Origin of the sequence: Streptococcus cristatus (assembly GCF_003943815.1) — a bacterium.
GTDB classification, from domain to species: Bacteria; Bacillota; Bacilli; order Lactobacillales; family Streptococcaceae; genus Streptococcus; species Streptococcus cristatus_F.
Window position 1 is genome coordinate 37772 of record NZ_RJNA01000012.1, and the last position, 21174, is coordinate 58945.

General features: G+C 42.3%; 17 protein-coding genes. 1 reads left to right on the forward strand and 16 read right to left on the reverse strand.

The annotated features are described in order from the left end of the window. Positions 1-21 precede the first annotated feature (21 nt). On the reverse strand, positions 22-1635 hold the full coding sequence (locus tag D8872_RS08325) for a M20/M25/M40 family metallo-hydrolase (protein WP_125390593.1): 1614 nt from the start codon (positions 1633-1635) through the stop codon (positions 22-24). 124 nt (positions 1636-1759) lie between these two features. Next, on the reverse strand, positions 1760-4795 hold the full coding sequence (locus D8872_RS08330; RefSeq protein WP_125390594.1) for a CocE/NonD family hydrolase: 3036 nt from the start codon (positions 4793-4795) through the stop codon (positions 1760-1762). 179 nt (positions 4796-4974) lie between these two features. On the opposite strand from D8872_RS08330, the gene D8872_RS08335 reads away from it, so the two are divergent. Beyond that, positions 4975-6423, forward strand: coding sequence for an alpha-amylase (locus D8872_RS08335; RefSeq protein WP_125390595.1), 1449 nt, complete (start codon positions 4975-4977; stop codon positions 6421-6423). 70 nt (positions 6424-6493) lie between these two features. Here D8872_RS08335 and D8872_RS08340 read toward each other — a convergent pair whose 3' ends face one another. The 14 genes from D8872_RS08340 to D8872_RS08405 all read right to left on the reverse strand — a co-directional run. Continuing rightward, positions 6494-7444, reverse strand: a complete 951-nt coding sequence (locus D8872_RS08340) for an alpha/beta fold hydrolase (protein ID WP_260471690.1) — start codon at positions 7442-7444, stop codon at positions 6494-6496. Positions 7445-7564: 120 nt separating this feature from the next. Further along, a complete protein-coding gene (locus tag D8872_RS08345; protein ID WP_125390607.1) occupies positions 7565-8602 on the reverse strand; it encodes a M42 family metallopeptidase in 1038 nt (345 codons plus the stop codon). A gap of 191 nt (positions 8603-8793) precedes the next feature. Further along, a complete protein-coding gene (locus D8872_RS08350) occupies positions 8794-9498 on the reverse strand; it encodes an MIP/aquaporin family protein (RefSeq protein WP_125390597.1) in 705 nt (234 codons plus the stop codon). A gap of 70 nt (positions 9499-9568) precedes the next feature. Then, positions 9569-11395: a type 1 glycerol-3-phosphate oxidase gene (glpO, locus tag D8872_RS08355; protein ID WP_125390598.1), complete on the reverse strand. Its 1827-nt coding sequence runs from the start codon at positions 11393-11395 to the stop codon at positions 9569-9571. Between the two features lie 56 nt (positions 11396-11451). Beyond that, a complete protein-coding gene (gene glpK / locus D8872_RS08360; RefSeq protein WP_125390599.1) occupies positions 11452-12960 on the reverse strand; it encodes a glycerol kinase GlpK in 1509 nt (502 codons plus the stop codon). 157 nt (positions 12961-13117) lie between these two features. Beyond that, entirely contained in the window at positions 13118-14545 is a 1428-nt protein-coding gene (locus tag D8872_RS08365; RefSeq protein ID WP_125390600.1) for an AcpB/EbpR/MafR family transcriptional regulator, read from the reverse strand. Between the two features lie 192 nt (positions 14546-14737). Then, a complete protein-coding gene (locus tag D8872_RS08370; protein WP_045496981.1) occupies positions 14738-15250 on the reverse strand; it encodes a DUF6630 family protein in 513 nt (170 codons plus the stop codon). Positions 15251-15385: 135 nt separating this feature from the next. Next, positions 15386-15841 carry a hypothetical protein gene (locus D8872_RS08375; RefSeq protein WP_125390601.1) on the reverse strand — a complete coding sequence of 152 codons (456 nt, stop codon included), beginning with the start codon at positions 15839-15841 and terminating at the stop codon, positions 15386-15388. Continuing rightward, positions 15834-16025: a hypothetical protein gene (locus D8872_RS08380; protein WP_125390602.1), complete on the reverse strand. Its 192-nt coding sequence runs from the start codon at positions 16023-16025 to the stop codon at positions 15834-15836. The genes D8872_RS08375 and D8872_RS08380 overlap by 8 nt, the downstream gene beginning before the upstream one ends. A gap of 54 nt (positions 16026-16079) precedes the next feature. Continuing rightward, positions 16080-16967: a DUF4300 family protein gene (locus D8872_RS08385; RefSeq protein ID WP_125390603.1), complete on the reverse strand. Its 888-nt coding sequence runs from the start codon at positions 16965-16967 to the stop codon at positions 16080-16082. A 228-nt stretch (positions 16968-17195) separates the two neighbouring features. Next, the gene (locus D8872_RS08390) at positions 17196-17507 is read right to left on the reverse strand and encodes a hypothetical protein (protein WP_125390604.1); all 312 of its coding nucleotides are present in this window, start codon (positions 17505-17507) and stop codon (positions 17196-17198) included. A 155-nt stretch (positions 17508-17662) separates the two neighbouring features. Further along, positions 17663-19429 (reverse strand): glycoside hydrolase family 13 protein, encoded by a 1767-nt coding sequence (locus D8872_RS08395; protein WP_125390605.1) that lies wholly within the window; start codon positions 19427-19429, stop codon positions 17663-17665. A gap of 230 nt (positions 19430-19659) precedes the next feature. Beyond that, positions 19660-20160: a hypothetical protein gene (locus D8872_RS08400; RefSeq protein ID WP_125372996.1), complete on the reverse strand. Its 501-nt coding sequence runs from the start codon at positions 20158-20160 to the stop codon at positions 19660-19662. Next, positions 20153-21174: hypothetical protein (locus D8872_RS08405; protein WP_221760747.1), on the reverse strand; the 1022-nt coding region annotated here is incomplete at its 5' end. The genes D8872_RS08405 and D8872_RS08400, both read right to left, overlap by 8 nt.

Consider the following 21174-nt stretch of genomic DNA (forward strand, 5'->3'; position numbering starts at 1 on the left):
AAAACAAGGCAGAACCATCCTTTAAACTTTGAAAGATTGAGCATTCTCCAGCAGATAGAGCAAGAAATTAGGAATGGTTTCCAGCATATCCTGCTCATAGACACGCTCAGTAAGCTGATGCAAGTCCTTGCCCCATGGACCGAGATTGATACCGGGGATATGATTAGCCACAATTTCTGGGAAATCCAGATGATAGAGATTCTCAGGCACAGGCATACTGGCAATTAAGTCTTGGTATTCAGCTGCAGGCTTCTCTAAGGCACAGTAACTAAGGTCACAAATCCCCATGAAGAATTCGTCCACTTGGAGCTGACAACCAGCTTCTTTATCCAGATAATCCCCATAAAGTTGAACGACCTTATCAATCCTAATCGGACTATCTGACAAGCGGCGACAATTCATGGATGGGTAGTAAGGCGGCGCGATTGCTAGGACAACCAAGGCTTCCTTACGGTCATAAAAATCTAAAACCTTCTGGATATTTTGAATACTGATTTCCTGATAGGAGGCACCCTCTTGCAGAGCCTGCTGCGCTTCTTCATAAATTTGCTGCAAAGTGGCTTTAAAACCGATTTTTTCTTGGCATTCTTGCAGTAATTCCTGATAGGTCAGCACGCGCGGTTTCGCTACAAGCTTGCTTTCTTGATAGACTTTCTGAAGCTGACAGTAGTTTTGATAAAAGCCATCCACTGCTTCCTGACTGAGATTCTTTATGGTCGCCAGTAGCTCTGTCGGGCTCTTTTCTAGATAGAGGACGCTGAAATAACCTGCAGCACGCAGCACAGTTGACACATCATAATTTTCCTTCAAATCGCGCAGATAAGACCAAGATGGCAGGGGCGAACGTTCGCCATAGGCCATGTCAGACAAAGCCGGATTGAGGTCAATTTTTTCAGCAACCTTGGCCAGCAAGGACAGAGCATTGATCCCCTTGAGTGGCTCTTTCATATGAGAAAGGATCCCCTGAGTCACGACAACTGGCATCAACTTGCCGACTGTTCCTACATGAAGCACCTTTTTCTCCGCTGACTGGCTCTCAAAAGGCTCAGAATCCACAGCCAGAAGGTAATGAAGCTGGAAACGCTCCTTCAATTCAGCAAGCAAGGATGTTGCTGCCCGCATGCCTTGGGAATAGGATTCCTCATCTCCGACCGACAGATAGAGCAAATTGACCTGACCAGACTGTATCTGACTGTATCTTTCCACCACTCCCAGCTGCAAGGCCAGAGCCGCTTTCATATCGCAAGAGCCTCGACCGAACTGCCATTTGTCCGACGCAATATCTGCTAAAAGATCTGAATCTGAAGAAATGGAGGGCAATTTTTCTTTGAGGGACTGATTATCAAAAGCCCAGTCTTTGAGACTGCCAAAGTCCTCAATATCCACTGTATCATGATGATGAAAAAGAATAATGGTGTCAGCCGTATCTCGCTTGACCAGAGCCCAGTTAACACTACGGCCATAAAAATCATTCGGAATCTGATAGCAGCCAAACTGTTCTGGATGCTCCTGAAAATAAGGAATCTCTCCTATCCGCTCCTGAAGAAAGGCTTCAATCTTCCGCTCAGAACTAGTATGGGTAAAACTTTCAATCGCCATACTTTGGTCAAAAATATTTTGAATATACTGTTTCATTCTTTCTACCTCTATATTGCTGGCACTTCTGACTTGCAGGCCATGGCCAGCTGAAAGACGATAAGGCAAAAGCAGCCAATCTTTACCTAGTCAGGAATGTTTGGCTGCTTTTATCTTGTAATGACTAACGATGTGAATATTTCTTAACGAGGCCGGACATGCCGAATGTGCTGACAAGAAGCACCAAGCCTAGATAGAACATTCCTTTTTCTGAGTGGCTACCAGTTTTTGGCAAGGAAGTTGGAGCTTGTTGAACAGCTACCTGCTCCACTTGAGACGCTTCTGGTTGACTAGCTAATTGCTGCACCTGAGGCACCACTTTCTGACTGCCTAATTGCTGCACATGGTCAGTCGTTCCTTGCTGCTCTTCTTTACGTCTAACCCTCGAATCAACTGACGGAGCTCCTTGTTGTAGTTCCTGTCTATCAAAGATATATTCTGGAACTTCTCTGATTTCTGGTGCAACTAGCTTTTCACCAAGAATTTCAGGTAAGTTGGCATATTCCGTATCAAGAGCACTCGCTACATAATCAGCTTTTTGAGAACGACTCGCTTCCACAGTCGGTACTAGCGCACTAATAGAATCCGTCTTGAAAGTCACTGCATACTGACGCTTAATCGTCAGATCACTAGGGTCATAAGTATTGAAGACTAGAGCCAGCTTGTGGCCTTTTTTCACCGTGTAAAGATTCGGCTGCAAATACATGGTGTAATCATGGAATTGGCCTACTTTTGGCTTAATACTCTTTTCTGAACTAGACGGTGTATAGCCTGATTCTGGATTGGCTAAGTTTAGCCAGCCCTTAGCAATGACCTTGTATTTAGTTTTGGTTGTTGCAAAGTTTTTAACATCCAGATTGCTGAGATTGCTGCCCATCCAGAAGTCACCAGCCTTGCTATCATCACCAGCAGCACCATTTCCAACAACATCAAACTCTTGATCTGATACATCTACCAAGAGTGCATTGACCTGCAAGTTTTTGCCACTGCCCTTGGCCAAGGCTGCCTTGAAGTGGACTGGAATATGGCCTTTGATAGTCGTATCTTCTTTGACTTCTGTCATAAAGGTCATGTTGGCCTTAGAAGAAGCTTGACTGACTGCCTCATCTCGCTTGCTAGTGTCAATCCCAGCAGCCGCATAGTCACTGGAGATGGTTTCTTCGAGACGTTTGGACTTAGCTGTCAAAATCAAACGATTGGTGCTTTTCCAATTGTCATAGCTCGTCCATTTATTTGGATCGTAGTTATTTTGTGCCAAAACAGCAGGAAGCTTGCTAACATCGTTCTTGACATCGTAAAGATAATGAGAGAACCAAATATTGAGCAAATCATAGAAATCTTGATTGTTGGCCTTGATACCATACCCTCGAGAGATGGCTGCTGGATGGACATGGTCTCCTTGGTGGAGGTAGAGTTTTACGTTTTGTCCCGCTTTTTTCAAGACATCGTACATGAGCTCAAATTGTTTGGTTTTGACATTGTCATCATTTAAGCCATGTACCAGCAGGGCACTAGTCTTTATCTTTCCTGAATTTAGGGTATAATCGCGTTCCCGCCAAAGTTGGCTATAATTGCGACCGTGAGCTTTTTGGTCCTTGTTTAGCTGATTGATGTAGTCAGCATACTTGTTCCAGATTGAAGCCCAATCGTCTTGATCAAGCATCCGAGTAGAAACGTAGAGTGACAGCCAAGATAGATCACTGTATGGCGGATTGCTGTAGGCTGTTCCTTGACTATTGAAATAATCATACCAGCTAGCAATTCCTGCGGCTGGAACGATGGTTCTCAGGCCTTCTACACCCGTCGTTGCCACACCGAAAGTTGTCGTACCAGCCCAAGATAGGCCAGTCATGCCGACTTTGCCATTGGCCCAGTCAGCCTTGATTTCAATATTGCTAGTTTTGTCCGTGTAGGCTGTCCGTTTACCGTTGACCCATTCGACAATATTTTTAAAGGCTTCTACTTCCAAATCAGATCCAGTTGTATTGAAGCCTTCTGAACCCTTAGTACCCAGACCCGCACTGGAAACAAAGGCATAGCCGCGCACTAGGAAGTAATCATACCAGTTCAAATTCTCGTAATCATAAATCCCTTCATAAGGGCTATAATAGTACCAATCTGACGCCTTGGCCTTCTTCGCCGCATCAATACTGCTCATGCTAGAAACCGGTTGGCGCTTAGCGGGCTTATTGTGCAAACTCTTCATATCATAAGAACCGTTTGTCGGCAGATTGAGGCTTTCTAAGGTTACATAGTTTTCATCCAAAGTCCCTGCGACGTAAGGACGAGCTTCTAAAATCGTCGAAGCCTTAAAATCACCTTGAGCTACTGCTTTCGGAAGTTGTACGATAGCCTTGACGAGGTCACGCTTTCCGTCTCCATCCGTATCATGATCCGTCTCAACATAGACAGGAAAACGGACGATATCACTTTTCTCGTATGAATAGTCTTTATCTTCCTTAGCTCCACTGCTGTATGGGAAAATTGGCTGCGCCCGACCATTCAAAAAGAGCGGTGCTTTCTTTTCAGCACGATAGGCATCATGCAGGCGCTTGGCAACTGCATACATAGTCTGCAGATTGCTTCCCTGTACACTGGCTGTCAAATCAGCCTCTTTGTCAATCATTCCCATGCTCTTGGCTAGATTCACTCTATCTTGGGCACTAGTGCCTAGCTGAGATTCATTGACAGCTGCCCATTTCAGTAGCTCATCGACTGCTTCTTGCAGGGTCAATTCCTTATCAGCCAAGGCTGGATTTGAAAGGCTTCCAGTATAAGCAGACAAGTCTTGGCCTTTGGCAGTAACAGGCACAGCAGAAGGCACCAAGCTAGCATCTTGAGCCAAAGCTAAAGGTGGCGAATCCAATGATGAAGTAGGCTTTTCAGATTCCACAACTGATTTTTCAGCAGTGACCGATTCCTCTTCTTGCTTTTCTGGTCTTTCAGTAGCCGACGATTCCTTGCTTTCAACCTCTAAAACTGCTGGTTGCTGGACTGAAGACACCGGTTCAGACGGCTTTGCAATAGCTTCTGTTTGAAGAATTTCCTTGCTTTCGACATTCGCCTGACTCGCCTCATCGGCTTGAACAACCCGGCCTAGGGCCAAAGGTGCAAATAACGAGACTGATAAGAGTAACCTCACTAGTCCTCTCTTTTTCATAAAGAACCCCTTTCTTTTTATAAATTTTATTACTTGTCCATTATACTATGTAAGCGTTTCAATTTCAATGCTAGTTTTGGCTTATCATCAAAAAATATAAAATTAACTTGTATAAACGTTTGTATCATCATTCTTCTTTTGGTAAAATAGACCCATCCCAAGAATGTGAGGTATCTCGTATGGAAAATCAAACATTAATGCAATATTTTGAATGGTACTTACCAAATGATGGACAACATTGGAATCGCTTGGCGGAGGATGCTCCTCATCTAGCATCAAAAGGCATCCGCAAGGTTTGGATGCCACCAGCTTTCAAAGCAACAGGCTCAAATGATGTCGGCTATGGAGTTTATGATCTCTTCGACCTAGGTGAGTTTGACCAAAAAGGAACCGTCCGCACCAAATATGGTTTTAAGGAAGACTACCTAAAAGCTATCCAAACTCTCAAAGCCAATGGCATTGAACCCATGGCTGATGTAGTCCTCAATCACAAAGCAGCTGCGGACTACAAGGAGCGTTTTACTGTCGTTGAAGTGGATCCTAACGACCGAACTAAGGTCTTGTCAGAACCTTTCGAAATCAAAGGCTGGACTAAATTTGTCTTCCCAGGCCGCAATAAAACCTACAATGACTTTGAATGGCATTGGTACCACTTTACCGGTACAGACTATGATGCCAAAAACAACAAGTCAGGCATTTTCCTTATCCAAGGAGACAATAAAGGCTGGGCAGATGATGAGCTTGTGGACAATGAAAACGGCAACTATGACTATCTCATGTATGCCGATATTGACTTCAAGCATCCAGAGGTTATTCAAAACCTCTACGACTGGGTTTACTGGTTTATCGAAACAACGGGCGTTCAAGGATTTCGTTTAGATGCTGTCAAGCATATTGACTCCTTCTTTATGAGAAATTTTATCCGCGATATAACTGCAAAATACGGTGAGGATTTCTATGTTTTTGGGGAATTTTGGAACAGCGATGAGACAGCTAATAACGACTATCTAAAAAATATCGAATACCGCTTTGATCTTGTTGACGTCAAGCTCCACCATAATTTCTTTGACGCTAGCATAGCTGGGGCAGACTTTGACCTACGGACGATTTTTGATCAGACGCTTGCCAAGAATCATCCTGAATCAGCCGTGACCTTCGTGGACAATCACGACACCCAGCGAGGACAAGCTCTGGAGTCCACTGTCGAAGAATGGTTCAAGCCAGCAGCCTACGCTCTCATCCTGCTGCGAGAAGAAGGGCTGCCTTGCGTCTTTTATGGCGACTACTATGGTATTAGTGGAGAATTTGCCCAAGAGAGCTTCCAAGACGTGCTGGACAAGCTCTTGGATGTCCGCCTCAATCTCGCTTACGGCGAGCAGACTGACTACTTTGACGATGCCAACTGTATCGGCTGGACTCGCCAAGGCAAGGACGGTGGTCAGCCAATCGCTGTTGTTGTCAGCAATTACCAAGCCAGCAGCAAACGTATGCTGGTTGGGCCAGAATGGGCTGGTAGAGAATTCAGCGATTATCTGGGCAACAGCTCTCAAATCGTGACCATTGACGAAGAAGGCTGGGGAGAATTTCCAGTGGAGGAAAAGTCAGTCAGTGTCTGGTCTGTCAAATAATTCGTATATCCAAAAAGAGAGGGAAAAATTTCCCTCTCCTTTTTTAGTATTTCAAGCCCTATAAAACTTGCTATTTTAGAAACTGCTTTATTTTTTCTGATAACTCATCACTGGCGTAATCATGCACATAGTGAGGGCAGTCCAGTAGAATCAGCTCTGTCTGTGAATGCTGCGATGCAAAATCCTTCTGGAAGCTCTGCCATTCTCCCTGACTATAGCCAGTCCCTTGGCCATTTGAAGAAAAGAGCAAGAACGGTCGTTCAGGAAGCTTTTCCCTCGAAACTAGCTCAGCATTTTGTTTGACCTGGGTGACCTCTTCATAAACGGCATTTGCCAATGGACGTCGATAAAACAGCGCTTTGTATATTTGCTTTTCTTCTGCTGTCAAATTGCCAGACGCAAGAGCGGGAACCTGCTTGTCAGCATCATAAAATACCCGACTAAGGCCTAAATTAGCAGCCATTTGTAATCCTTTATAAGCCAAAGGATAGAGCCTCAAATCAGTGTAAGAACTCGGTAAAGCCATATCCAGTCCGATAATGCCTTGGACTTCTTCTGGATATTTTGCAACCCAATGAAGCGCTTCTAGCCCAGCCATAGAGTGAGCTACCAAAGTATATGGGCCAGTGATTTCAGCCTTTCTTAAAGCCTGCCTCGTCTGGGCAAGTACCGTGTCAATATCTCTACTATATCCTTGGCTGTCATCGCTGAAGCCATAGCCTAAGCGTTCAACAATAACAACCCGATAGTCTTTTTCCAATTTAGAATAGAGGGTCTTAAAGTCAAGAATAGGCGACGTTGTACCACCACCCGCCAAAAAGACCAGCGTCTTATCTCCTTGACCACTTACATAGACATTCATTTTCTTGCCATCTACTTGAAGCAGACGACCTGAGGGATTATCAAGCAATTTTTGCTCATTAGTCAGGCAGATTCGATGATAAGTAAAGATTAAGACCAGAGCACTGATGATTGTAAAAAGCAAACACAGAAAGAATTTCTTCAAATACCTGAACATCATAACTTTCCAAATATCTCTAAACATCTACGAAGACTTAACCGATTGAACAAGAACAGCCATTCTGATTTCCCATAGGATACTCAGATCTCTGCCTTTTATTCAAGGCTAGATACCCTACTATTACTTCACCAAGCCACTTCTTAGATAAGCGTCCACCATGCGCTCAGTTGCAACGACCGAGTCAATATGCGTGCGCTCGTAAGAGTGACTGGATTCGATGCCAGCGCCTAGCAAAGCGTGCTTGACTTCTGCTCCTGCGCTCATGGCTGCCGAGGCATCCGATCCGTAAAATGGATAAATGTCCAGTTTGTAAGGAATATTCTGCTCCTTGGCTAAATTAACTAAATGCTGGCGGAAACCATAGTGATAAGGTCCTGAAGCGTCCTTGACACAGATGGAAACCGTATACTCATCCGTCTGTTGATCGTCACCCATAGCCCCCATATCAACCGCCAAATACTCTACCGCTTGCTCTGGCAGGCTGGAATTAGCCCCGTGGCCGACTTCCTCAAAGACACTGAAGGCAAAGTGAGTCGTCACTGGCAGCTGAATATTTTCCTCTTTGTAGACGCGCAGAAGATTGAGCAAAATAGCTGCGCTGACCTTGTCATCTAGAAAGCGGGACTTGATAAAACCTGACTCGGTAACCGTGGTACGCGGATCAAAGGAAATAAAATCACCGACTTCAACTCCTAAATCCCGTGTTTCTTTCTCACTCGTCACCTTTTCATCCAAACGGACTTCCATATTGTCCTGTGTACGTTCAACTGTCCCAGCATCCTTATAGACATGGCAGGATGTCTGGTGAACCAAGATAGTCCCGCTGATAGTCTTGCCACTGCTGGCCACATGGACTAGACAGTTTTCTCCTTCAATCATGTTCCAAGGGAAACCGCCAATCCGATCCAGCTTGAGGCGACCGTCTGGCTTGACCGCACGCACAATAGCTCCCAGAGTATCCACATGAGCCGTCACGACGCGATGTTGAGCATCATTTTCACCCTTAACCACGACATGAACGCCGCCTTTATTGGTCCGAACAGGCTCATAGCCCAAGCCTTCCAGCGTTTGTACCAAATAGTCTGCCACCTCAGCCGTAAAGCCTGTTGGGGAAGGGATAGCCGTTAATTCTTGTAAATATTGAACAGTTTGATTCATCATAACTCCTTTAAATCATTTATACTGTCAATTATAGCATAAATCCGCTGTCAAATATCGTCCTGACTGGCTCTTTTCTCCTGATTTTAGATTGTTTTAGCAAAGTCCTCGATGAAATTGGAAAATCTATACAAAAATCCTCTTCTCCAAGCATGTATCAATCTCAGAGAAGAGTATTGCTTTATTTTAGTCTAAAATAGGGAAAAGACTGCTACTGCAAGGACGGCACCAATGATTGGTCCAACAACTGGAATCCAAGCATAGCTCCAATCGCCATTTCCTTTTTTGGGAATCGGAAGGAGGCTGTGCATGATGCGAGGTCCTAAGTCACGAGCTGGGTTGAGGGCGTAGCCTGTTGTTCCACCAAGTGAAAGACCAATCCCGACAATCAAGGTTCCAACTGCAAATGTGCCAAGGCCTGCTTGCAGCTCATAAAGTCCTAGAGCAAAGATAGTCAGAACAAGGACAAAAGTTCCAAGAATTTCACTAATCAGGTTAGAGAAGGTATCTTTGATAGCTGGTCCTGTGCTGAATGTACCCAGGATATTAGCTAGATTTTCTTCAGCCAGATAGTGAGGCTTGAACTGTAGGAAGACCAGGAACTGCCCGACCATAGCACCTGCAAACTGAGCAAGGATATACGGAAGAACAGATGCCCAAGGTAAATCACCTTTCAGAGCTACTCCGATGGTTAGAGCAGGATTCAGATGGGCTGGGCCAAGATTGCCAGATACAAAAGCAGCGATGGCAACGGCAATCCCCCACCCCATGGTAATCACAATCCAACCAGAATTGTGGCTCTTAGTTTTGGGAAGAACCACGCCTGCAACGACGCCGTTTCCCAAAAGGAGCAAGAGCAGGGTTCCTAAAAATTCGCCAAATATTTCTTTCATCATCTATATTACTCCATTTAAAAGAAGGAGTGGTTAGACAGGAGAACTGGTCCGCCACCTCTTCTTCTATTTTCTATTTTTTCAATTCTGCTAAATCATTATTTACAAGGGCAGCTTGTATATCATCGCGATAAGCCGCTTTTTCTTCTTCTGTCCAGTCGTAGAATCGACCCATTTCATCCAGAACAGGCTCTACAATCGCATCCAAACTATCACGCATAAAGAGCATGTGGTTTGTCCGGCGAAGAAGGAAGTCAACGGGGCTGAGTGCCAATTCATTGCGCATCGCATAGTGGAGTGACAAGGTATCCGCTAGGCTAAGTCCTGGTGCTTGTTCGATGCTGTGAGAGAGGGCAAAGACTTTAGGAGCATTTGAACCATAAAGGTTGGCAAGATAGAGGGCTTCTTTGCTGTCTAAGCCGCGTGAGACGCCAAGTTGAGCAAAAGCTTCGATTTCGGAATCTACATTTGCTGGATTGAGCTCTCCACCTGAAACAGGATAAGTCTTAGAGTTGATGAGTTTAAAGCTACGGTCAAATTCTGCTTTGAGGATATCAACCACGCGCTCCATAGCGCCTTCCGCCATTTTACGGTAGTCCGTAATCTTACCGCCAGCAAGGGTCAAGAGGCCATTGTTATCACGATCCAAACTAGAACCACGAGATACGGCAGATGGATCCAAGTGTTTTTCAGATGTACTGCTTTCAAGCTTAGTAACAGCCGCTTCAACATCCTCACGAGATTTTTCTTTAGCCAGATAGCTCTCAACAGTTGCAATCAATGCATTGAAGCTTTCGTCGCTAATGGTACCGTTGTTTCCGCCGTTGTAGTCAGAAGCACTGTTTCCTGCAATCAGAGGACGCAGACCCGCCCAGCTGCTCTCGATATCATCAATCGTGATGTTTGCTTCTGGGAAGCGATTATTGACAATGCCCAAGAGGTAATCCACATCTTCTTGTGTTACTTTTGGATGCTCTAGGTCGCCAGTGTAGTCAGTGTCAGTCGTACCAAAGTAGGTTTTATTTTCACGTGGAAGAACAAAGACCATCCGGCCATCTCCCAAGCCTGTGTCAAAGTAGACTGGCTGAGAAACCTTGATCTTGCTAGAGTCAACCACCAAGTGAACACCCTTGGTTGGACGCATTTGTGAGTATTGCTCACCGTCATTTGACAGATTGCGCACCTTGTCGCTCCAAGGTCCAGTTGTGTTGATGACTAGGCGAGCCTTGATTTCAAAGACTTCATCTGTCAAGAGGTCACGCGCAACAACGCCTGTAATCTTTCCAGCTTCATCAAAGAGGAAGCCTTCTGCCTTGACATGGTTGGCAATCAGGGCGCCGTCTTGGTTGGCGCGTTTGATATTTTCAATTACGAGTCGAGCGTCGTTGTTGCGGAAGTCAAGATAGACACCACCGCCGACTAAGCCTTCCTTCTTGAGTTCAGGTTCCCGTTCTAAGACTTCCTCCTTGCTCAAGACCTTGTTGCCAGCAGGAGTGTTGTTGACACCAGCCAAGAGGTCGTAGAGGTCCATAGCTACTTTGAGGCGGAAGAGGCTGAAGGTAGCGCCGTCTTCTTCATAGACAGGAAGCAGCATAGGATCTGGTTTTGGAATATGGGGGGCAATTTGCTGTACCACAGCACGCTCAGAAACTGTATCTGAGACCACCTCTACGTCGAATTGCTTAAGGTAACGAAGGCCACCATGGACCAATTTGGTAGAACGGCTAGAAGTCCCTTCTGCAAAGTCCTGCATTTCAATCAGACCGGTCTCCAGTCCACTAGCTGCCGCTTGCAAGGCTACCCCAGCACCGGTAATCCCACCACCAATAATCAGGAGGTCCAAGGTGCGTTCCTGCATTTTTTTTATCGATAATTCACGTGTTTTCTTTGAAAATTCCATAATTACACACTTTCTAACTTAGTCATTTCATGCTTCTACTGACTTGATTATCAAAATCAGTCGTCGATTTCTGCAAAGACTTGAGTTGCCTTAACGGCTTTTTTCCATCCTTTGTAGAGTTGTTCCTTACGGGATTCATTCATAGACGGCTCAAAGAGTTCTCCAGTTTCGTTGAGAGTGCGGAGTTCGTCTAAGTCTTTCCAGTATCCTACTGACAGTCCTGCCAAGAAGGCTGCACCGAGAGCAGTTGTTTCTAAGTTTTTAGCACGGGCGATATCGATTCCCAAAATGTCTGCTTGGAACTGCATGAGGAAGTTGTTCATAGCAGCACCTCCGTCGACTTTGAGGACTTGAATAGCAGTCTTGGCATCCACCTGCATAGTATCAATGATGTCGCGTACTTGGTAAGCGATGGATTGCAGAGTAGCCTTGATAAAGTCTTCCTTGCTGGTTCCGCGTGTCAAGCCAAAGACAGATCCGCGGGCATTTTGATCCCAATACGGAGCGCCCAGACCTGTGAAGGCAGGTACGACATAGACTTCGTCATTGTTGTGAGAATTGAGAGCATATTTTTCAGATTCTGGTGAATTTTCAACCATCCGAAGACCGTCGCGCAGCCATTGAATAGCACTTCCGGCAATGAAGATAGAACCTTCTAAGGCATAGTAAACTTTGCCGTTGATACCGTAGCCAATAGTTGTCAAGAGGTTGTTTTCAGACAGCTGCATCTCTTCACCAGTATTCATGATAATGAATGAACCAGTTCCGTATGTATTCTTGACCATGCCAGGCTCAAAAGCTAGCTGTCCAAAGAGAGCTGCCTGCTGGTCACCAGCCATACCAGAAATTGGAACTTCTCCACCGTAGAAATGGAATGGAGCGGTTTTACCATAGATTTCTGAGTTAGAACGAACTTTTGGAAGCATAGCCTTTGGAATGTTAAGGATTTCCAAAATTTCATCATCCCATTTAAGATCCTTGATATTATAGAGCATGGTACGAGCTGCATTTGAGTAATCGGTCACGTGAGCCGCGCCGTCAGTTAATTTCCAAACCAGCCAGGTATCAATAGTACCAAAGAGCAATTCGCCCTTTTCAGCTCTTTCTTGCGCACCTTCTACATGGTCCAAAATCCAGCGAACCTTGGTAGCAGAGAAGTAAGCGTCAATAATCAAACCAGTCTTTTCGTGGAATTTTTCCACATAGCCTTGGCTTTTCAGCTGTTCAGCCAGAGGAGCAGTCTGGCGAGATTGCCAAACGATAGCATTGTAGATAGGAAGACCTGTATTTTTATCCCAGACGACAGTTGTTTCACGCTGGTTGGTGATTCCGATAGCTTCGATTTGGTTGGGTTTGACTCCACTTTCGATGAAGGCACCGGCGATAACGGACTGCACGGAGTTCCAAATTTCATTGGCATTGTGCTCAACCCATCCAGCTTGAGGGAAAATCTGAGTAAATTCTTTTTGACTGGAGCTAACTTTTTCTCCTTTTTTGTTAAAGATGATGGCGCGGGAACTAGTAGTTCCTTGGTCGATGGCCATGATGTATTTTTCTTGTGACATGAACTGTCCTCCTAGTAAAAATCTTGAGGATGTTTCCTCTACAGTAACTAGTATATAAAATAAAACGCTTTCTTTTTTATCAACTTTTTTCAAATTTTAAAAAAATCTGAGGAGATTGTGCGGAAATCACAAAGAAACCTGGATTTCTCCAAGTTTCTCAATGAAATATCATGTGACGGATTTGAGCCAAATCTTCCAAATCCAAGTCATTTTTTAAATAATAGATGGGAGCCTGCTGGGCCTGATGAATAGGATTGTTGGTGATGATAAGGTCGTAATTTCGGGTAAGGTCGTAGGATTCAATCGTAATAAAGCGATTGTACTCTAAATACCGTCTTAAAATGGCTGTCATCCTGGAAACAACGATAAAGCTATCTGTCAAGTCCATGCCTATCTTGATGACTTGACCGTCATTTTCAGCAATGTACTCCATCAGCTGGAGCCATTCCCACAGCACCTTTTTATCCAGAGATGTTCCCTGCTGGAAAATAGGCAGTTTGCTAAAAATAGTGTCTGCTACTTGTCGATAATCGTCTTCGCTCCATAAGTAAGGATGGCGCAATTCCAAGTCATGCTTGTATTTGTCTTGCAAGAGATAGCCTCGGAAAAGAAAGACGCGGGCGCAGAGCTGGCTTAGTTCGTAGGTCACTTGGTCTTCGATGTAGTCACCTAACAAGTCATGAGACTTCATCTCTTGAATGATTTGCGTAATCAGACTGGCAATTTCACCGCCAAAGCCCAGAACATACTCCATGGTGTGCAGAGGCAGAATCCGATGGGAAAGCAGAAATGAAAAGAAAATCATCATTTCACCATCTTCCTGGCTCAGGGTGATGTGCTGTCCGGCAAAGAAATCATTTGTTCGGCGATGCAAGCGCTGGTAGAAGATATTTTCAAAATAGCCCTGCATTTTCTGCTCAATGTTTTGAAATTGACAGGCATTGACTCTTAGGCGTTGTTGGGTAATATGTGCCCAAAGGGCCAAGTCCAATCGCTGCCCTTGAGAGAGCTGAGCTCCACAGAGTTCTTCTAAGACGGCAACTTCCTGCCTTCTTTCTGGTTTTTGAAGTTCTTTTTCCCAATCTTGACTAGACCAAACCTTACGAAAGAGCCAGAAATAAAAATAGCGGATTTGATGCTCAGGCCCTTTCAAGCGGCCGTTTTGGATAGATAGCTCAAACTCTGATAAAATCTGATTTAAACCGGATATATGACGGCCGAGTGTTGCTTCACTGATCATGAGCTCTTGGGCTAATTGATGGGCTAAAAACTGCTGATGGTAGAGCAGGTAGTCTAAAATCTGGTATTTAACAGCATTGTCCAAAAAAAGTCTGCGAATGTCCCGTCCCTTGGTATCAGATCCGATAGACAGACTGAGCGTTTCGTCTTGAAGCTGGATAGATAAGGCTGTCTGATATTCCATAGCCTTGTCGTTAATCAAGCTAATGTACTTGGTCAAGGTTACTTTCGAGAAGCCTGTTTCAGACATAACGTCCTTCAAACTGGATGTAGAATGCTGCTGTAAATAAGACAGGACAATAAACTGCCCCGCTTCACTCTTTTCCATTAAGTCTGCTAGATACATTCGAAAACCCTTTCAGTTTGCTAATCTTAGCTTAACACAAAAAGAAAAAAAGACGAAGCAATCTGCTTCATCTGCTACATCCTTTTAAGCATAAGCGAAAAAAAGAAACCTGAACCAGCGGGATACTTTCCCCAGCCATCTCAGGCTTCCTTATGCATCATCAGGCTTGGTTCACTCTTTTAAACATGATATTTACATATTCTTTGCAAAATCAAAACGGAACCCAACCTTTTGACCTAATTGAGTCAGTTCAGTCAAAGTCTCTCTGCTGCAAATAAACATGACATAACTGTCGCTGTCAATATCCATTGCTCCGACGCAGAAGCCTGCTTCCTCCCATTTTTCATCCAAGACCTTGCACCATGATGGAATGTCTCCATCTTCATCTAGACACTCATCTTGCAGTGGGAGATTCTTTTGATCTGCCAATTCTTTCATGAAATAGGTGAAGTCTTCTAACTCAGCCTTCCAATCCAGCTCAATAGCATTACCACTCTCAATTAACTCATCCGCAATCCCGATCCAAACGATGGTATCTTCTGACTCATCGTCCTCTATCCCACGATCGTCATAGCGATCGATATTTTCATCAAAGTAGTCCCACGGTGAGGCAAGACAAGTTTCTATAGCAGAACGGACAGAGCTGTCCTCCGTAAGCAGTTCAACCATGCTGGTAAAAATTTCTTTGTTCAGTTCATTTGTCATAACTGACTCCTTTCTTGTCCATAAGGACATATTTTTAACGTTATTGAAAAAATTTTTATCTACAATCCCGACTAAAACCTAGTCATAGGACTGATGATTTAGGCAATTATCACTTGTTCGTTTAAGAAGGTTTCATCATCCATAGTGTTCAGAACCTTCAATATCTAGGTAGTGGAGTTCTAAATCCGAAATCAATTTTTCGCCATATTCCAATAATTGAGCTTTAGTGAGAGCATTTACATTCTTGTCAGAGAAAGGGAGCCTTTCCTTCAAATCAATTCGACAACTTCCAATAAGACTCGCTTGGATATAGGCTGTATAGTCATTTCTAGCAGACGCCCAGCCCATTAGTTGAAAGTCCATTTCAAAGCGAATGAACAATTCCCTACCATTCTGCTGCAAGTCTACAATAGTAAGGCTGTCGCTATCATGGATTTCGGATGAATCAACCATATCTAGCTTTTCTCTATTAAGATAGGGCAAATTCTCAGATAAGGCTTTGAATACGGACAATTCCTCTACTTTATGAGCAAAAAATTCCCATAAAATAATGTCTAAATCTTTTATTCGTAAGTACTGCTCTTTAATCATTATGCCTCTTAGTCTTTGCTAATAAGATGATGACACCTAGTAAAATAAGAATTCCAATTACAAAAACAGCTATTTCTAATTCTTTTAATTCTTCAATGTAGGGTATGATATAGATGCTTGATTCCACAAGTAGAAAACCGATAAGAATAAGGGCAATCAAAAAATATATCTGTTTTTTATCCATTTTTATGTCCCTCCCTTAACTAGAGTTTACATAAAACTTAACTAGCTCGAAATTCTATTTCCCCTCTACCCACCTATCATTGTCCATGATAAAGGGCTTGGCCAGNCCTTCTCCTGTGTAGTCCTTATATTTTGTTTGCAAGTATTTGTAGACATCTTCCTTGGTCGCAAACTTGATGGCCTGGTATGGCTCTTCAAAGGTCAGCTTCTCGACAAACAGATAGCCGTCTTTATCTGGAACCAAGACGCCGACATGCCCCACAAAGAGAGAGTCACCGTCAAGATTGTCGTGGACGATGACAGAAAGCATCCGAGCTTTTTCGTTAAACTTGAACTGTTTGAAGTATTCCTCCATCTTCTTAGCATGTACCTTGACATCTTGAGTCGCTTCAGTCTTGACTCTTGAAAATAGGATATTAAATNCTTCCTTATCTTTGGCATCAAAGAGCTTGCCCTTGTCAATCGAGTCATTATCGATGAACAAGAGTTCGTCATCTTTTTCTATTTGAGGAATTTCGATGCTATTTTTCAGCAAAGTATAAGTATTAATCCGGCAATTTGTCCCGATAAAATCGCCCTTCTTTGCCTGCCAGAGAGGATTGATTTTTTCTACGTCATATTCTGTTTTGGTAAATTTAGTGAAATCGCCCCTTAATCCAGTCGATCCAACAAGTCCATTGTAGTCATTGACTAAATTGACAAAGTTATCGACACTGTCTTTATCCAAGTCGGCAGCCAACAAATTCTTGACTTCTTCGACACTTTTTTTACTGTTTAGATTTGAATAAGTCGCCTTCCATGGGTATGTTTCTGAGCTAGACTGACCAACTGTTGGATTCTCTTGAGCGCTGTTTGATTGCTTTTGTGCCTTCCCACATGCGGCTAAGCCAAGAATAGCCAAGGTGCAGGCACTTATCAAGATAATCTTTTTTACTTTCTTCATTCTTTCGTCCTTTTTACATTTTTCCTATATTCATCTTCAAATAATTCCTCTTGTTATTATATCAAGAAATACTGAAAAACAGAAAGGAAAAATCTATCTTGGATAGAAACTTCCTTAAGCCATAAAAAATGACCGCACTTTTATCAACTGCAGTCACTTTGATTTATGAATAGAGGAATAATGTAGAGTAGCCAACTTAAAAAAGGGACTCGCTATAAACTGGTAAGTCTACTTAATCTTGTGCTTGTTCATCTTTTCTTCGAAGATAGCTGTCATGATGGCGCGCAATTCTTCACGCTCCTTTTCAGGAAGCTCTCCTGCTTGCTTGGCCACAGCGTAAAGTTCTGGGTATTGCTTGGCAACTCGCTCAACCGTCTTGGTCGTTGCATGCCCTCTCACAAGGAAAGGAATTCGCTTAAGCCATTCTTGTGGCACAAGGTCCAAAATCTTTTTAGCAGCTTCCTTATCGCTAATGACAGCTGTACTAAGCCCCTCTTTGATTTGCTCCTGCTCTTTTTGGGTAAAATCTTTTAATTCCATTCTGAACTCCTCTTTTCTAGTAAGTTACTTGCTAAGGACTCATTATACACCTAAGCCCTAAAAACTACAAATATATAACTTGAACAGGCTGCTTTTAGATTGGATTTTTGAAAGCTGAATAACTTTGATAAGTCTTTAAGTCAGTTTTCCAAAAATTAATTTGCAGCAGTTTCCAAAACTTCCGCAAAGATTACGAAGCCTTTTGGTAAAATATGAAACTGCCCATCCGAAATTTGGCAATGACTTGCTAGAGTTGCAGAATCACTATCTAAAAGATAGTTTTCAGTTGATTGGTTAAAAATTGCTCGGACCTTTTGACCATCATAATCCCATTCCAGAGATAGCACATCCGGCTTGATTTCTTTCAGGCTATAGGTTCCATGCTGGATAATGTCTGAAACACTCTTGCGAAGCTGAATCAATTTCTTCATGAAATCGAGCATGTCATTGTCACTGGAAACACGTTCCCAAGGCATAACACGACGACAATCTGGATCTGTTCCTCCATCTAACTCTAGCTCGGTTCCATAGTAGAAACACGGTGTTCCTCTTTGTAAAAAGAGGCAGGCTAAGGCAGACTTAACAAGTTGTGTATCACCTTTGGCAGTAGCTAGAATGCGCTCCGTATCGTGCGAATCCAGAAGATTAAACATCACTTCCGAAATCTGCTGTCTATAATACATAGACTGACCATTGATCTCATCAATGAATTGACTGGTTTTCTTGACCCCTCGCAAGAGATAATCCTTGATACTCTCAGAGAGAGGATAGTTCATAACTGCGTGGAACTCATCACCATTTAGCCAAGGCTGAGAAGTGTGCCAGACTTCCCCAAGAATATAAAGGTCAGTTTTTTTAGCCAAGACAGCCTTACGGAAATCTCTCCAAAATTGGTGGTCCACCTCATTAGCTACATCCAGTCGCCAAGCATCGATATGAAACTCTTCAATCCAGTAGGTCGCAACGCTCAACAAATAGTCCCTCACTTCCGGATTCGCCGTATTTAGCTTGGGCATATAGCTCTCAAAGGCAAAGGTATGGTAAGGGAGCTTTCTTGGATTTGCAAGCTTATCCTTTGTCACTGGGAACTCCTGAATGTGGAACCAGTCTTTGTAAACTGAATTTTCTCCATGTTTGAGAACATCCTGCCATTGAGGAGATTGGTCTCCGATATGGTTAAAAACAGCGTCCAGCATGATTTTCATGCCTCTCTGATGGACCTCCTCCACCAGTTTACGAAAAGTTTCCTTGTCTCCAAAATGACGATCAATTTCGAAATAATCCGTCGTATTNTACTTGTGATTGCTCGGGGATTCAAAGATAGGACAGAGATAAAGGCCTGTAATGCCCAAGTCCTGCAAGTAATCTAGATGGTCAATAATTCCCTGTAAATCTCCTCCAAAGAAATCCTCACTTTTAGGCGTGATTGACGAATCCCAAGCTAGAGATCCTTCTGGCGAAAGAGCAGGATTGCCGTTGGCAAAGCGTTCTGGGAAAATCTGATACCAAACCGTATCTGCTACCCAGTCAGGAACATGACAAGCATCAATTTCATGAATATAAGGAAGCTTAAAGCCGTTTCCTTCGTAATGAAGGTTCCCTACTGTATTTTCAACACATCCCTTATCTCCATACAAGATAGTCTGGCCTTGCTTATCCTTAATCTCAAAGAGATACTGAAGTCGCGCATAGCCGACTGAAACCTCCACCTGCCAATAATCAAACAAAGCATCGGAGGTGACATTGAGCATTTCCTTACTCTCTTCATAATGGTCCTCCATAAAAATAAAAGGATCTCCATAGTGCAAAGCGATTGTTTCAATTTCACCCTTTTTCGTCCGAATGCGAATATGCATTGTCTTATCTTTATAAAGATAAGCATACTCCGACTCTGGCCTGTGGTAAATAGCTGACAATTCCATATTTTCTCTCCTAGATTTCTCTTTATAAACTCATCGCAACCCTATGCAAACGATTTCAAAACATAGCCCTAGTATATCACTTTAAAAAAACGAATGCAAGGTGTTGTTTGGGTTAAGTAATAAAATAGATTTGCTATTCTCGACCAGGAGTTTGCCTATTATAAACTATTTACTAAATTCAAAATATGATCCCTAAAAATTTTCTTCCTCTATATCATAATCAAGTCAAATCAATAATGACCTTTTTTGGCAAAATAGAAAAAGTAACGTTCATCAGGTGTTAATTTTTTTTCATTAAGAAGTTCTTTAAATTTTTCATTTGTAAACAACATGCAAGCATATCTATCCTCATCAAGTTTTACAGCAAAAAGAAAATAAGCTTTATCAGAGTTGGCTTTCTTTTTAGTTAAAACATTCCAAGAATGCCATTCCCACTCTTTCAGTTGATCGGGCATAGTTGGTACATAATTTTTACTACGACTTATCTCAGTATTTTCGAGTGTTAATTTTTTATCTGTTCCATCAGAAATGTCATCGTTTAATATTTTAGATATCCCCTCTACCAATCTTTGATTGATGCTTCTTTTCTCTTGATCATTAAGATCAATTACAACCTCATAGGGATTTTGATTTACTAAATATTCGTTTATAATCTTCCCTTTCAGATCTCTATTTTCAAAAATTTTAACATTAGTCTTAGGAATATTTATATTCTTCAGAAATTTAAACATTATCTCTTCTCCTTATAATTATATCTAGCATTTTTAAACAAGCATTCTTTTTATCGCCTGCACTTCTTAAATCTACAAAATTATACGAAATACCATCTTTTAAATAGTATAATTTAGGCTGTAAATGTAAATTTTTAATTTTTTCATCTGGTTCTTTATCGAATAAACAGTAATAAAAATACAAATCAGCATTACCTTCAGAACAGTCGAATTCAGTGTCTGGAAACTTTGAGTAAGCAAAACGCTTAATCTTCTTTACTCCAACAGGGGATGGATCGATCTGCATATCTTCTGAAGAATTTAAGTCCGAAAAATCAATAAAATAAATATTGGGGAAATCAGAACTGTTGATTATCTCCCAAAAATCATCTTTATTTATTTTCAAACTAGTAAAAAACTCTTGCCACTTCACAGCTTCCTTCAAAGTAAGTACATTTTCCCGTTCAAAGTCACTAAATTTTCTTTGAAAAATAGTAAAGATTTCAATACGCTCTATTAAATTGAATGAATCTTGTTTTAATAGTAATTCGATCGCAAGTTTATCTGTGATTTTAGGAAAATCTTTAATCAATAAAAAATCTTTTACCCAAGATTGATAATCGGAAAGAAGTTTCTCTTTTTCTTTCTCCTCTCCCTCCCTAATCCATATATAAATAGTAGGAATAGCTACACCAATTCCAGCAAGTAACTCTGGAGAGGATATAATTTTTGCAAATAATTGGATCTTTCCAACTCCTATTTCTGAGCTCGGTCCATAACTCGCTCCAAAAACGATTAACGCTATATCCAAAAATACTGCTAGTAAAACATACCTATATAATAAACCGCTTGTTTTTTTATTTTGATCAGAATTGGTATTAAAATAAATATTCAAACAAATAATAATTGATGGTAGTAGCAGAAATAATAATGAGAAAGGTGCCCATAATTTCCTGTTTGAGAAATTTACAAAATAAACAGGTACACAATATGAACACAATATCATTACAACTAATAAAATAAACTCTATATATT